Source organism: Deltaproteobacteria bacterium (assembly GCA_016213065.1).
GTDB lineage: Bacteria > UBA10199 > UBA10199 > SPLOWO2-01-44-7 > SPLOWO2-01-44-7 > JACRBV01.
The window spans coordinates 1-12,969 of sequence record JACRBV010000079.1 but is presented as its reverse complement, the minus strand read 5'-3'; the positions used below and the strand labels follow the sequence as shown (position 1 = coordinate 12,969).

Below are 12,969 nucleotides of genomic sequence, written 5' to 3'. Positions count from 1 at the left end.
GTTGGTGCTCAATATAGACTCCGCAAACTCTTCGAGTTTGCTTCGCGGCCCGGCAAAGCCGGGCCTTGACACCCATGGAAGCCGTTCTCTGAGACATGTCGATGGGGCGCGGGAACAGCCGCAACGCGGCGTTGAGGGGGAGGCTCCGACGGCTTTGCCGGCGGAGGGGGCTTTGCCTGCCCCTATAAACGCCCACTGCATTTTTGAATTCATCTATTTTGCGAGACCCGATTCTCATATTTTCGGGCGTGATGTTTACGAGATGCGCAAAGGTTTTGGAAGACAACTGGCCAAGGAACATCCCATCCCTGCCGACATTGTAATTCCAGTTCCCGATTCCGGTGTTCCAGCCGCTATCGGTTATGCCGAAGAGTCGGGCATTTCTTTTCAAATGGGTCTTATTCGCAATCATTACGTCGGTAGAACATTCATCGAACCCGAAAATGCAATTCGCCATTTTGGTGTGAAAATCAAACTCAACCCAATTCGCGAACTGCTTGAAGGAAAAAAAATAGTTGTGGTGGATGACTCCATTGTGCGCGGCACCACCTGCATGAAAATTGTGAAGATGATCCGGGAGAGGGGAGGCGCAAAAGAAGTGCATATGCGCATTTCCAGTCCGCCGATTTCATGGCCCTGTTTTTATGGAATCGATACCCCCACAAGAGAGGAACTGATTGCCGCGCGCAAAAGCATCGAAGAGATGCGAAAATTCATCACGGCGGACAGTCTCGGATTTTTAAGTTACGAAGGCCTCCGCTGGTTTCAGAAAAAAACCAGCGAGCAGAGCGAGCGTGAGGGGAAGGCTCCGCCGGCTTTGCCGGTGGAGGGGGCTTTGCCCGCCCCTGAAATAGAAGAGTTTTGTGATGCGTGTTTTACGGGTAACTACACCGTTGACCTTCCCGACAGTCCTGATATCGCCGCCATGGCGCGCAAAGCCTATCATGCATCTACCTCTCGCTGACATCGTCCTTTTTTATCCTCTTCTTCTTTTTTGTCTGTCTTTTCATGAAGCGGCTCACGCCTTGATTGCAGACAAACTTGGCGATGACACCGCGCGGTTGATGGGACGTATCACCTTAAATCCCATTCCGCATATGGATCTTCTTGGAACCGTTTTTCTTCCATTGATGGCGTTGATGACGGGCGCTCCCCTAATTGGATGGGGAAAACCGGTTCCGGTTAATCCTTATCATTTCAAAGACCCCCGGCGCGGAAATTTTTGGGTGGCTTTGGCGGGTCCGGTCAGCAATTTTATTTTGGCCTGTCTCTTTGCCTTTTTTTTGCGGTTTCTTCTGATCGGTTTGCCGCATATAGGTGAGGAACATTTGCAAGATGGAAATCTTTTGGGCGATGTTTTGCGCGTCCTCTTTATGATCTGTCAGATGGGAGTTTTTTGAATCTGGCCCTCGCCATTTTTAATCTGATTCCCGTTTTTCCGCTCGATGGAGGTTCCGTGATACGCGGTCTTTTGCCCGAGCGCATGGTTCCATCGTATGACCAGTTCAGTCGTTACAGTGTCATTCTTTTATTGTTTTTGTTTGTGTCAGGAATGTTGCGTTATGTAATGATCCCTGTTAAATTGCTCGCCAGTATTTTGTTACCATAAAAGGAGTGGTGAAAAAGTTGTGTGAGGGGGTTTCGGGGCCGCGGTTCCCGACGGGTCGTCCCGTCGGGCCCGCTTATCGCTCGGCAATTTTGGCTTTATATCCCGTTTGTTAAAATTGCCTGCGCGAAACCCCGAAACCCCCTCACACAACTTTTTCACCATACTTATAAATAACTATGAACCGAATTTTAGCCGGCATCCGGCCTACAGGAAAATTGCATTGGGGACACTATTTTGGTGTTCTTCAAAATTGGGTCGAGCTTCAGAAAAATTACGACTGTTTTTATTTTATCGCCGACTGGCACAGCCTCACCACCGAATACGCCAACACCCAAAAAATCAAAACATGGGTCAAAGAAGTGGCAAAAGATATTTTGGCTGGCGGAGTCAAACCGGAGAATCTTTTTTTGCAATCGCTGGTTCCGGAACACGCCGAACTTCATCTTTTACTCTCGATGATGACTCCGTTGGGTTGGCTTGAACGGGTTCCCACCTATAAAGAAATGCGCCAAGAATTGGTGGATAAAGATCTGAATACCTACGGTTTTTTGGGTTATCCTGTTTTGCAGTCTTCCGACATTCTTTTGTACAAGGCAAACAAGGTGCCCGTAGGAGAAGATCAGGTCTCTCATCTCGAATTTACACGGGAGTTGGTTCGACGGTTCCATTTTTTGACGGGCAAAGAGGTTTTTGTGGAGCCTCAACCTCTTTTAACACAATCCCCCAGAGTGCCCGGCATGGATCGTCGCAAAATGAGTAAGAGTTACGGAAACGCATTGCTATTAGATGATTCTCCCGAAGAGATTGCGGCCAAGGCAATGCAAACTTTGACCGATCCAGCCCGCAAACGTCGTACCGATAAAGGAAACCCTGATGTCTGCACCGTCTTTGATTACCATAAATTGGTCAGTGATAAAGAGACGATAGCGTGGTCTGATAAAGGGTGTCGCACAGCGGGGATCGGTTGCGTGGAATGCAAGAAAGCGATGGCCAAAAATGCGGTTGAATATTTCAAGGAATTCCGTGAAAAAAAGGCTTACTGGGACGGCAAAGAGAAGCAACTTTTTGAAATAATTGCCGAAGGATCCAAGAGGGCGCGCAAGGTAGCACAAGCCACCATGGAAGAGGTTCAAGAGGCGTTGGGCATTAAATACGGACTATAGACTATGGACCATAGACTATGGACCATAGACTATGGACACGGAATAAAAATGGAATTGATACCAGACTATAAAGTTAACTTGCCGGAGTTTGAAGGTCCTTTGGATCTTCTGCTCTATCTCATCCGGAAAAATGATCTGGATGTTTATGACATCCCAATCTCCTTCATCACCGGAGAGTATCTCAAATATCTGGAAACAATGCGCGAACTCAACATCGATCTGGCCGGCGAGTTTTTGACGATGGCGGCGGAGTTGATGTTGATTAAATCGCGAATGCTTTTGCCCACGCAAACCGAGATGGAAGAAGAAGAGGGACTTGATCCGCGCGCAGAGCTGGCCCGTCGCCTCATGGAATATCAGCGTTTCAAAATGGCGGCGCAAAAGTTGAGCGCAAAACCTATGCTGGGCAGAAATGTTTTCACGCATCCCGCACCAAAAACAGATGCGACCGATGAAAAAGAAACGCCAATTCAAGGTGAAGTTTTTCAGCTCATGAACGCCTTTTCTGATATTTTAAAAAGATTGCCCAAAAAAATGTACCATGAGGTGGCGGTGGACCGCATTGGTATCAGCGACCGGATTTATCAGATTATCGATATGTTTCAGGGAAAAGAAACACTTCGTCTTTCGGAACTTCTTCCCGAAGAAATTACGCGTTACGATGTCGTCATCACATTTATTTCGCTGTTGGAAATGACCCGTTTGAAAATGATTCGTGTCCATCAGGAAGGTCGTTTCGGTTCTATTTTTCTCACGAAGGCAATGGAGACTTTGTCACAAGACGAAAATATTAAACTCATTGAAGATAATGTCCCTGCTTTATAAAGGTGCTTGCTCTGTCATTCCCGCGAACCCCGTATCGTAGTACGGGGCAGGCGCGGGAATCCAGCCCGTTTCAATAATGACTGGATCCCCGATTAAAACATTCGGGGATGACAAGCTAGAAATATTAAGGAGAAAATATGGAAAAACATGAATTGAAACCGGTTCTCGAAGCTTTGATTTTTGCTTCTGAAGATCCAATCACCGTTTCGGGTTTGAGTCTTCTGTTGCAGGAAGCCGGTGTTGAAAAAGGAGAGATCGATGCGGTACTCCAAGAATTAAAACAGGATTATAATGAAAACCCAACCAAGGGACTTTTTTTGCGTGAGGTGGCGGGGGGTTATCAATTCATCACCAAACCTGATTTGGCCAACTGGGTTTTGAAACTCAATGTTTCCAAACCAAGATCTTTGAGTCAGGCGGCCTTGGAAACGCTTGCCGTTATTGCTTATCGTCAACCCGCGGTGCGTTCGGAGTTGGAGCAGATTCGTGGCGTTGATTCGGGTGGTGTGCTCAAAACTTTGCTGGAGCGTGGGTTGATCAAAATTATGGGACGCAGGGAAGAAGCGGGTCAGCCCCTCATTTACGGAACCACTCCGGCCTTTCTTGAATTATTTCATTTGAATAATTTGTCCGAACTTCCTTCGATGAAAGAAATTGAACAGTTGGTGGAAAATCAGCAGGCGCCGGTTCAGGGAGAACTTCCCATAACAGAAGAAACCGATTTTGTCGATCAACCACTGGCTCAATTTTCAGGTGAAGAGGCGATCAACGAAGAAGAAGCACTCGTTGATCTGGAAACGCGTCTTACCAATTTAAAGAAACTCGAAAAAGAAATGTTCCCAAAAGAAGAAGCCGCACCTGCAACGGCGGAAGCGACAGAAGAAGCGGTGGCCACAGTATCTCCACTAGACACTCCCACGACTGAGTAACTTGAAGTGATAGCAAATCCATTCGTTGATCTGAATTTTCCGGGTTTGCTTTAGATGACCGAATCGAGATTCGATAATTTGAGCTTCCGTAATTCCGGATAAGATCAGCTCTCCGTTTGGATTTAGGTGATTTATTAAAGCATCATGCAGGAGAGAAAGTGTTGGTGGGTCGATGTTTGCGGTAATCACATCATATTTATTTTTCACGGCGTTGATGTCCTCAAAGAGCTGAATTGATTTCATGGATGTGGTGGAAAATGCGGGTGACAGAAGCAAAGGGTGCGAGGGCCCCCTTTTCGGGGAGACGCACCTTTTGCTTCTGGCAGGACCCGCATTTTCCACTACACTCTTTATGTTGTTGAGTTCAAAATTTTCACGGGTGTTGATACGCGCATCCGGATCAATTTCAACCGCATCCACTTTTTTGAATCCTCTTTTGGTAGCGAAGATTGCCAAAATTCCACTTCCCGTTCCCACATCGAGCAAAGTTTTCGTCTCCGGGTTTTCCAGCGATTGGATGCCCTGTGCGCAAAGTTGAGTGGATTCATGGCGACCCGTCCCAAAAGCCATGCCGGGGCGAATAATAATCATTTCACCTTTGAGTTGAGAAGGAATAGGGGACATATCAGGCGGCGGAAGAATCCAGACATTGGGAATCAATTCCAGCGGATCAAAAACAACACTTTTAAAAGAGGTTGCATCTCTTTTGAAAACGGATCCCTTTAAAGTAGTTTCAGAAGGGAGAATTTGCCGGAGATGTTCCAGAAAATTTTCAAGAGGTTGGGGACCTTTTTTAAAAAAAGCCTGAAGGGTAATTCTTGAAGCAGTTGTTGCCGTTTCTTCAATTCCCTCCATCCCCTCCAGATAAAGCAGGCCCTCCACAACATCCAACTCCCCAACAGAAATTTCAAGAGTGATGAGATAATATTCGGTGGTTTTCATGGCCACCACCTTAGATTTTTTTTAAAAAGATTCACAGCGATTTGTTGCAATGACTTTAAAATACCTGTTGACATATTGTCGTTTATAAGGGACAATTCTTTTCGTGGAAGCGATACCAAAGAAAGTTGAATTTTATGTCACGGCAAAGGGCAAAATGCCTTTTAGAGACTGGTTGGAATCCTTGAGAGACATTAAAGGCCGGGCGCAGGTCAATAAGAGATTGAGATATGTCGAGCTGGGGAATCTGGGGGAATACAATACCGTGGGCCAAGGGGTTTATGAGATGAAAATCCATTTCGGTCCCGGATACCGGATTTATTTTGGAATGGAAGGTCAGCGGTTGGTTATCCTGTTGTGCGGCGGTGATAAGAGCAACCAGTTCAAGGACATTAAACTTGCCCATGAGTATTGGGCGGAATGGAGAGCGTCATGAGAAAAACAAAGCCATACCATGATTATTTGATTGAATCCTTGAAAGATCCCGAGGAAGCGGCAGAATATCTCAACGCTGTCTTGGAAGAAAATAACCCCAAATTATTTCTAGCCGCCCTTAGAGACGTAGCCGATGCCTACGGCATGGGTGAAATTGCTAAGAAGACAGATTTAAATCGGCCCAGCTTATATCGGATGCTTTCCAAAGAGGGAAATCCTGAAATCTACTCTGTCTTTTCTTTGCTTGCCGCTATCGGACTAAGATTGAAAACAAAGGCCGCTTAAACAAATAAAAAAAACCCGTTTTTTAGACGGAGCAAAATCTGTTTTTCGTCTCCGGGTTTTCCAGCGATTGGATGCCCTGTGCGCAAAGCTGAGTGGATTCATGACGACCCGTCCCAAAAGCTATGCCGGGACGAATGACCAATAATTTATTGAAATGACAAATTCGAAATAATTTGGTCCACAGAGATGATTTGGTCAGTTGACAGAGGTGGGCATTTAAACTAGATACGTCCCGTCTTTGAAAATTAAATTTATTGCGGGGTAGAGCAGCCCGGTAGCTCGTCAGGCTCATAACCTGAAGGCCGTTGGTTCAAATCCAACCCCCGCTACCAACAAGGCAGGAAAACTTGGTCCAGTGGACCAAGGAAAACTGCCGCGATAGTTGCAATAGACCGCCGTTTACGGCGGCTTCCTTATTTCAAATCCCCATCGAAAGATGGGGATTTTTTGTATCATTGCTAATTTTACGCGGCATTATTAAAAACATGCCTTCAATAATATGACACCGTTTTTCCGTCCCACACATGCTGTGATTGATCTTGACGCTTTGAAACACAATTATCATGAGGTTGTAAAAAAAATTCCGAAACAGATTGGTGTTTTGCCGATGGTCAAAGCGGACGCCTACGGTCATGGAGCCATTCCCGTTGCCAAAACATTTGCATCTTGCGGTGCTGTCTGTCTTGGTGTGGCCACGGTGGAAGAGGGGATTGAGCTTCGCGAAGCGGGGATTAAAACAAAAATTTTGGTGATGGGGGGACTGCTTGGGTCGGGAGAAGAGGTGGCCAAAGCGATGCTTCAATATTGTCTGACACCGGTGGTGCACAGTGCCGGAGTCGTTGATCTTCTCGACGCACTCGCGAAAAAACAGGGAGTTCAGATTGTCATTCATCTCAAATTGGATACGGGCATGAGTCGTTTAGGGATTACGTTGCAATCCCTTTCCAATCTTTTGGAAAAATTAAAAAATGCCACGTCCCTTCAACTCGAAGGGGTGATGACCCATCTTGCGTGGCGCCAAAATCCGGAATACACGGAATATCAAACCCATCTTTTCGAAGGGATGGTCGATCAAGTCAAAGAAATGTTGGGGCCGTTTCCCATTTTGCACATCGCGAACTCGGCCTCCGTCCTTTCAGGCGAGCCCATCCATTTTTCGAAAAGTTTTCAATATTGGGTGCGCCCGGGCATTATGCTCTATGGGATTCCACCGTATCCTGAGTTTGCCGGCCGCGCCGATCTCAAACCCGTGTTGTCTCTGAAAAGTAAAATTGCGTTGGTCAAACATGTGCCGTCGGGAACAAAAATTAGTTACAGTTGCACCTTTACGACAACGCGCTCTTCTTGTATCGGTCTCATTCCGGTTGGTTACGCCGACGGTTATCCGTGGTCGGCCTCCAACAAGGGAGAAGTTTTGGTAGACGGAAAACGGGTGAAAGTTTTGGGGCGCGTTACTATGGATATGATTCTTGTCGATTTGACCGATTTACCCGAAGCAAAAGTGGGGAGTGATGTGGTGTTGTTGGGCGGCAGTACAGAGGCACAAATCAGTGCCGATGAACTGGCAGAATGGGCGGGGACCATTCCCTACGAAATTGTTTGCCGTCTCTCCAAACGCATTCCCAGAATCTATTTTTTTGACTCCGCAAATCCTTCGGATTTGCTTCGCGGTCCGCCTGAGGCGGACCTTGACAAATGACAAAGAATTTTACCAAATGGGTTTTGAAATTTTTTGTTCCTCTGGGGCGCTGGTGTCGCTTTACATGGGAATCGCTGGAGTGGGCGGTGCGTCCACCCTTTCGTTTCAATAATTTTTTCAAACAACTGGAGTTTATCGGAGTTCAATCGATTCCCATCATCATGTTGACGGGACTTTTTACCGGCATGGTTTTTGCCCTGCAAACCGGAAAAACATTTTCTCTGTTTCGGATGCAAAATTTGGTTGGTTCCACGGTCGGTTTGGCTTTAACAAGGGAAATTGGTCCTGTTTTCACCGCGCTGATGGTAACAGCCCGTGTTTGTTCGGCCATGGCCGCTGAAATCGGAACCATGCGTGTTTCCGAACAGATCGATGCCCTTCAAACCATGGCGGTGGATCCCCTGCAATATCTGGTCGTTCCACGCGTACTTGGGTGTATTCTCATGCTTCCCCTGCTCACGATTATTTTTAATTTCGTAGGCATTGTGGGAGCCTACGCCGTGGGGACCACGCTTCTGGATATTCCCGCCGGCCCTTTTCTTCACCACCTTTATTGGTATGTGGATCCCGAAGACATCAACGGCGGTCTCATCAAGTCGGCGTTTTTCGGATTTTTTATCGCGATGATCAGTTGCTACAAAGGTTTCCTGACCAAAGGAGGAGCGGAAGGAGTTGGGCGCGCAACAACCGGCGCTGTCGTCGCTTCTTCCGTGACGGTGTTGATTACCGATTATTTTTTAACAACATGGATTCTCGAATATTACAGCAGTCATAATTTTTAATAGGACCTTTAAAAACTAATGGATAACCTCGTTTGTCATTCTGAGCCCTTCGCGCTTGTCATTCTGAGCGAAGCGAAGAATCTACTTGGACTCAGGGTAAACTCCGCAAAGAATCCCATGGCGACAGTGAGATCCTTCGCTTCGCTCAGGATGACAAAAGAGGTATCCCAATATGATTAAAATTGCGGATCTTTACAAATCATTTAACAGTTTTGAAGTTCTGAAGGGAATCAATCTTCAAATTCCCGAGAACAAGATTACCGTTATTATTGGGCCCTCCGGTTGCGGCAAGACGGTTTTACTTCGCCACATCATCGGTCTTTTGAAACCCGATCGGGGCAGAGTTTCCATTGACGGAGTCGATATGAATGCTCTGGATCGTGTGAAACAAAACAAATTGAGGGAACGGTTTGGAATGCTTTTTCAGCATGCCGCTCTGTTTGACTCGATGAATGTTTTTGAAAACGTAGCTTTTCCGTTAAGGGAGCACACCGATCTGGATGAAGCATCCATCCGGCGCATTGTGCTGGAGAAATTAAATCTGGTGGGGCTCAAAGAGATAGAGACGAAAATGCCGTCGGATCTTTCGGGAGGCATGCGAAAAAGAGTGGGGCTTGCAAGGGCCATCGCGCTGGAGCCCGAGATTATTTTGTATGACGAACCGACCACCGGTCTGGATCCCATCATGACAGAAGCCATTGACAACCTGATTCTGGAAATGCAAAGAAAACTTAAAATTACATCGATTGTGATCAGCCATGACATTCCGTCCTCTTTTCGTATTGCCGATCAGATTGCGATGATATACCAAGGAGAGATTATTGAAGCGGGGGAACCCAATACGTTTCGGAAATCCTCCCATGAAGTAGTACAGGAATTTATTCGGAAGGGAGAGGGAAAATAGTGAAACTGCCTGTCGAAGTTAAAGTCGGTCTCTTTGCCGCCATTGCCGTTGTGATTCTTGTTTTTGCGACCATTCGCGTGGGGGATCAATCTGTCATTTCGGGTGGAGGGATGGAGCTGATCGGTATTTTCAACAATGCCACCGGTATTTATCCTCGTGCGACGGTTGAGATCGCCGGTGTCAAAGTGGGGCTCGTCAAAAAATTGGGTCTGACCCCGGATGGCAAGGCGCAAATTACCATGGAGGTCAACAAAGACATCCACCTCACCCAAAATACACACTGTTTTTTGAAGACGAGGGGTTTTCTTGGAGAGGCTTTCATAGAGATTTTCCCGGGTGATGCAAGTCTTTCTCCGATCAAGAGCGGTTCCTTTTGCGCGCAAACGCAGGGAGGCGGCGATGTCAACAGCATGGTCAACCAGTTCAATGACATCGCGGGTGACGTGAAGGATATTACCTCCACCTTTAAACAATGGACGAATGAAAAAGAGGGCGGAGAAATTGCCAAGACGGTAACGAATCTCAACGACTTTGTGCAGGTGATGCGCGATCTTTCAGCTCGCAACGAACAAAATCTGGACCGGATCATTACCAATTTGGCAGACCTGACGCATGAACTGAAAAACGTTGTTCAAAATAACAAAGGGAATATCAACGATTCGATGGAAAGTTTTGCTTCCATCTCAAGAAAAATTGATGAGGGGCGCGGGACCATCGGCAAGCTCGTGAACGATCCGGAAACAGTTGAAAAACTGAACACAGCCGTTGACAGTTTGAATGATGCGCTGGGGGGTTACAAAACATGGGAGCTTGGGTTCGGTTATCATACGGAATATCTGACCGGCACAAAAGATTTTAAAAACTATTTTCATGTTGGTTTGAATCCAACGCCGGATGAAGGGGTGATTTTTGAACTGGTGTCGGACAACGATCCAAGCCCCAGTCGCGGCACCACCGTTTCCGATATCACCGTGGGAGGGACGACAACCACCGTAACCACCCAGACGGCGAGCAGGTCCAGAACCAGTTTGCGTTATTCTGCGGAATTGGCGAAGAAATTTTACGACTTCACAATTCGCGGCGGGGTGATCGAATCACGGGGTGGCGTTGGACTGGATTATAATAAAGGTCCTTTGGCTCTTCAATTCAGCGCGTTTGATTTTCAGACCAAATTCAATCAGGAACCTCACCTGAAATTGTTGGGTCAAATGAACATGACCAAATCCTTCTATCTGGTGGGGGGCATGGATGATCCGCTCAACCAAACCCAGCCGACCGATTATTTTTTCGGGGGTGGCTTTCAGTTGATTGATGAAGACGTCAAGAGTCTTTTGGGGTTTGCAAAAGTAGGTGGGAAGTAACATGTCTGAAACCCGGTTGGCCCTGATCAGTGTTTATGACAAAACAGGACTCGAAAATTTCGCGCGCAGTCTAATTCAACTTCATTTCCAGATTATTTCAACAGGCAAAACCGCCGCTTTTCTGAAAGACTGCGGCATTTCTGTTCAGGGCGTTTCCGACTACACCGGCTTTCCTGAGATTTTGGGGGGCCGCGTAAAAACACTCCATCCAAAAATTCATGCCGGTATTCTGGCAAGAAAAAACGAGACAGAAGATCAAAAAATTCTGCGCGATCTTGACATTCCGTTTATTGATCTTGTGGTGGTCAATCTTTATCCCTTTGAAAGCGCGCCCGGAATTGAAAACATTGACGTTGGCGGTCCCACCATGCTACGCGCCGCCGCGAAAAATTTTGAGAATGTAACAGTGGTGACGGATACGGGAGATTACAATCGTGTTTTGAAAGCTTTTGAAAACGGAAAACCATCGTTGGAACTGCGGAAGGAGCTGGCTGGAAAAGTATTCGCGAGAACGGCAAAATATGATGCCGCGATTGCTAACTGCCCGGGACTATGGACGATGGACCAAGGACCAAAGACCGGCGTTAGCCAGTTACGTTACGGTGAAAACCCCCACCAAAAAGCCCTCTGGCGCGTATCTCCAAACGAAGCACTTTGGGAGGCGCCGCTTCAAGGCAAAGAACTTTCCTATAATAATATCGTGGATGCCGATGCCGCTTGGTGGATAATTTGGGAATTCCAAAAATCAAAAATCAAAAATCAAAATTTTGTTTGTGCCATCATCAAACACACCAATCCTTGCGGGGTTGCCCTGTCTGAAAAGTCACTTAAAATCGCTTTTGAAAAGGCTCTGTCTTGTGATCCTACTTCCGCATTCGGCGGCATTGTGGCTTGCAACAAGCCAATTGATGCCGACACGGCCGTGTCTCTCACCGGAATTTTTCTCGAAGTGATTCTCGCCCCTGATTTTTCAAAAGAGGCTCTGGAAATTTTCTCCCATAAAAAGAATTTACGACTTTTGAAAACACGGTTTGATGTTGTGCCCCAGCAAACGATGCGGAGCGCGGGTGGAGGAGAGTTGACTCAGACTGCCGACATTATTGCCGAAGAAAGTTCCAAGTGGGAGATCAAAACAAAACGGGCGCCGACGGAGAAAGAAATGCAGGCCCTTCAATTTGCGTGGAAAGTAGTAAAACATGTAAAGTCGAATGCCATTGTGTTTGGTTTTGAAGACCGGATTGCCGCAATTGGAGCGGGTCAGACAAGTCGCGTCGATTCGGTTAAAGTGGCTATAATGAAAGCAAAAGAAAGTTTAAAAGGAACCGTTGTAGCCTCCGACGCTTTTTTTCCGTTTCCAGATAATATCGAGGAGATCGCTAAAACAGGAGCCACCGCCGTCATTCAACCCGGCGGTTCCATCAAAGATGCCGAAGTCATTGCCAGCGCAGACAAACACAATCTAGCCATGGTCTTCACCGGCATACGCCATTTCAGACATTAGTTTCAGGCGTATTCATGTTTTGTCTTTGAGTTTCCGGGTTGTCTTTGACAATTTCTTTCCTTCAGAAGCAAGCTTGTGCACTACCTTTTTAATATCTTCGGCGGGCGGGAGGTTTTCGGGTCGAATATTATTGCGGCCAAGCAGTTCCCGCACTTCCCGATTATTTTTTACGTGCTCACCGCCGATGACTACTTCATTTTTCAAATTATCGCGTACCACATTGAATTGGGTAATCTCATTGGCGAAATCTTTTGCTTTGATTGTGATGGTGGGTAAAAAATCTGCCAGAGGTCTGGGTTCTGGAATACCCAACTTGTTTTTCATTTGTTGCGTCGTATACCCGCCAAAGAGGGCTTGATCCCCTTTACTGCGAATACGGGCAAACCCGCTATTGTCGCCCATACGCTCGAAGATAAGGCCGGAAAGTTCTTTCTCGGAAAGGGAGAGCTTTTGGCGCGCCGTCAGCCTTTCCTGGTCGGAGAGACGCTTCTCTATCAACTCGATCCGTCGCGTCTGTACGGCAAAATAGGTTTGGGC

General features: G+C 46.8%; 15 protein-coding genes, 1 tRNA gene and 1 pseudogene. 14 read left to right on the top strand and 3 right to left on the bottom strand.

Annotated elements, in window-relative coordinates; genetic code table 11:
* Positions 1–196 precede the first annotated feature (196 nt).
* From HY877_04910 to scpB, 6 genes and pseudogenes are all read left to right on the top strand, one after another.
* A pseudogene (locus tag HY877_04910) lies at positions 197–757 on the top strand (amidophosphoribosyltransferase).
* 187 nt (positions 758–944) lie between these two features.
* Complete coding sequence (locus HY877_04905; protein ID MBI5299616.1) at positions 945–1,400, top strand: site-2 protease family protein; 456 nt, start codon at positions 945–947, stop codon at positions 1,398–1,400.
* A complete protein-coding gene (locus HY877_04900; protein MBI5299615.1) occupies positions 1,397–1,609 on the top strand; it encodes a hypothetical protein in 213 nt (70 codons plus the stop codon). Before HY877_04905 ends, HY877_04900 begins: the two co-directional genes overlap by 4 nt.
* A gap of 176 nt (positions 1,610–1,785) precedes the next feature.
* Positions 1,786–2,772 (top strand): tryptophan--tRNA ligase, encoded by a 987-nt coding sequence (gene trpS / locus HY877_04895; protein ID MBI5299614.1) that lies wholly within the window; start codon positions 1,786–1,788, stop codon positions 2,770–2,772.
* A 3-nt stretch (positions 2,773–2,775) separates the two neighbouring features.
* Positions 2,776–3,597, top strand: a complete 822-nt coding sequence (locus tag HY877_04890) for a segregation/condensation protein A (GenBank protein MBI5299613.1) — start codon at positions 2,776–2,778, stop codon at positions 3,595–3,597.
* 137 nt (positions 3,598–3,734) lie between these two features.
* A complete protein-coding gene (scpB, locus tag HY877_04885; GenBank protein MBI5299612.1) occupies positions 3,735–4,526 on the top strand; it encodes an SMC-Scp complex subunit ScpB in 792 nt (263 codons plus the stop codon).
* Here the strand turns inward: scpB and HY877_04880 are convergent.
* On the bottom strand, positions 4,503–5,468 hold the full coding sequence (locus tag HY877_04880; GenBank protein MBI5299611.1) for a 50S ribosomal protein L11 methyltransferase: 966 nt from the start codon (positions 5,466–5,468) through the stop codon (positions 4,503–4,505). The two genes, scpB and HY877_04880, sit on opposite strands and share 24 nt — an antisense overlap.
* Positions 5,469–5,571: 103 nt before the next feature.
* Between HY877_04880 and HY877_04875 the strand changes: the two genes are divergently transcribed.
* Positions 5,572–5,901, top strand: a complete 330-nt coding sequence (locus tag HY877_04875) for a type II toxin-antitoxin system RelE/ParE family toxin (GenBank protein ID MBI5299610.1) — start codon at positions 5,572–5,574, stop codon at positions 5,899–5,901.
* A complete protein-coding gene (locus HY877_04870) occupies positions 5,898–6,185 on the top strand; it encodes a putative addiction module antidote protein (GenBank protein ID MBI5299609.1) in 288 nt (95 codons plus the stop codon). Before HY877_04875 ends, HY877_04870 begins: the two co-directional genes overlap by 4 nt.
* Positions 6,186–6,207: 22 nt before the next feature.
* Here HY877_04870 and HY877_04865 read toward each other — a convergent pair whose 3' ends face one another.
* Entirely contained in the window at positions 6,208–6,477 is a 270-nt protein-coding gene (locus HY877_04865; GenBank protein ID MBI5299608.1) for a 50S ribosomal protein L11 methyltransferase, read from the bottom strand.
* On the opposite strand from HY877_04865, the gene HY877_04860 reads away from it, so the two are divergent.
* The 6 genes from HY877_04860 (at position 6,441) to purH (ending at position 12,432) form a co-directional block, all read left to right on the top strand.
* Positions 6,441–6,517 (top strand) — tRNA-Met (locus HY877_04860). The two genes, HY877_04865 and HY877_04860, sit on opposite strands and share 37 nt — an antisense overlap.
* A 167-nt stretch (positions 6,518–6,684) precedes the next feature.
* The gene (gene alr, locus HY877_04855) at positions 6,685–7,884 is read left to right on the top strand and encodes an alanine racemase (GenBank protein MBI5299607.1); all 1,200 of its coding nucleotides are present in this window, start codon (positions 6,685–6,687) and stop codon (positions 7,882–7,884) included.
* A complete protein-coding gene (locus HY877_04850; protein MBI5299606.1) occupies positions 7,881–8,666 on the top strand; it encodes an ABC transporter permease in 786 nt (261 codons plus the stop codon). The genes alr and HY877_04850 overlap by 4 nt, the downstream gene beginning before the upstream one ends.
* A 172-nt stretch (positions 8,667–8,838) precedes the next feature.
* Positions 8,839–9,570: an ABC transporter ATP-binding protein gene (locus HY877_04845; GenBank protein ID MBI5299605.1), complete on the top strand. Its 732-nt coding sequence runs from the start codon at positions 8,839–8,841 to the stop codon at positions 9,568–9,570.
* Positions 9,570–10,931, top strand: a complete 1,362-nt coding sequence (locus HY877_04840) for an MCE family protein (protein MBI5299604.1) — start codon at positions 9,570–9,572, stop codon at positions 10,929–10,931. Before HY877_04845 ends, HY877_04840 begins: the two co-directional genes overlap by 1 nt.
* A gap of 1 nt (position 10,932) precedes the next feature.
* Positions 10,933–12,432 (top strand): bifunctional phosphoribosylaminoimidazolecarboxamide formyltransferase/IMP cyclohydrolase, encoded by a 1,500-nt coding sequence (purH, locus tag HY877_04835; protein MBI5299603.1) that lies wholly within the window; start codon positions 10,933–10,935, stop codon positions 12,430–12,432.
* 12 nt (positions 12,433–12,444) lie between these two features.
* On the opposite strand, the gene HY877_04830 is transcribed toward purH, so the two are convergent.
* On the bottom strand, positions 12,445–12,969 hold a 525-nt coding region (locus HY877_04830), incomplete at its 5' end, for a DNA damage-inducible protein D (protein MBI5299602.1).

Bases quoted from the DNA above. Each gene is read 5' to 3' on its own strand.
- HY877_04870 (MBI5299609.1), top strand. From the start codon at position 5,898: ATGAGAAAAACAAAGCCATACCATGATTATTTGATTGAATCCTTGAAA.
- purH (MBI5299603.1), top strand. From the start codon at position 10,933: ATGTCTGAAACCCGGTTGGCCCTGATCAGTGTTTATGACAAAACAGGA.
- HY877_04880 (MBI5299611.1), bottom strand. From the start codon at position 5,468: ATGAAAACCACCGAATATTATCTCATCACTCTTGAAATTTCTGTTGGG.
- trpS (MBI5299614.1), top strand. From the start codon at position 1,786: ATGAACCGAATTTTAGCCGGCATCCGGCCTACAGGAAAATTGCATTGG.
- scpB (MBI5299612.1), top strand. From the start codon at position 3,735: ATGGAAAAACATGAATTGAAACCGGTTCTCGAAGCTTTGATTTTTGCT.
- HY877_04865 (MBI5299608.1), bottom strand. From the start codon at position 6,477: ATGAGCCTGACGAGCTACCGGGCTGCTCTACCCCGCAATAAATTTAAT.
- HY877_04845 (MBI5299605.1), top strand. From the start codon at position 8,839: ATGATTAAAATTGCGGATCTTTACAAATCATTTAACAGTTTTGAAGTT.
- HY877_04905 (MBI5299616.1), top strand. From the start codon at position 945: ATGCATCTACCTCTCGCTGACATCGTCCTTTTTTATCCTCTTCTTCTT.
- alr (MBI5299607.1), top strand. From the start codon at position 6,685: ATGACACCGTTTTTCCGTCCCACACATGCTGTGATTGATCTTGACGCT.
- HY877_04890 (MBI5299613.1), top strand. From the start codon at position 2,776: ATGGACCATAGACTATGGACCATAGACTATGGACACGGAATAAAAATG.
- HY877_04850 (MBI5299606.1), top strand. From the start codon at position 7,881: ATGACAAAGAATTTTACCAAATGGGTTTTGAAATTTTTTGTTCCTCTG.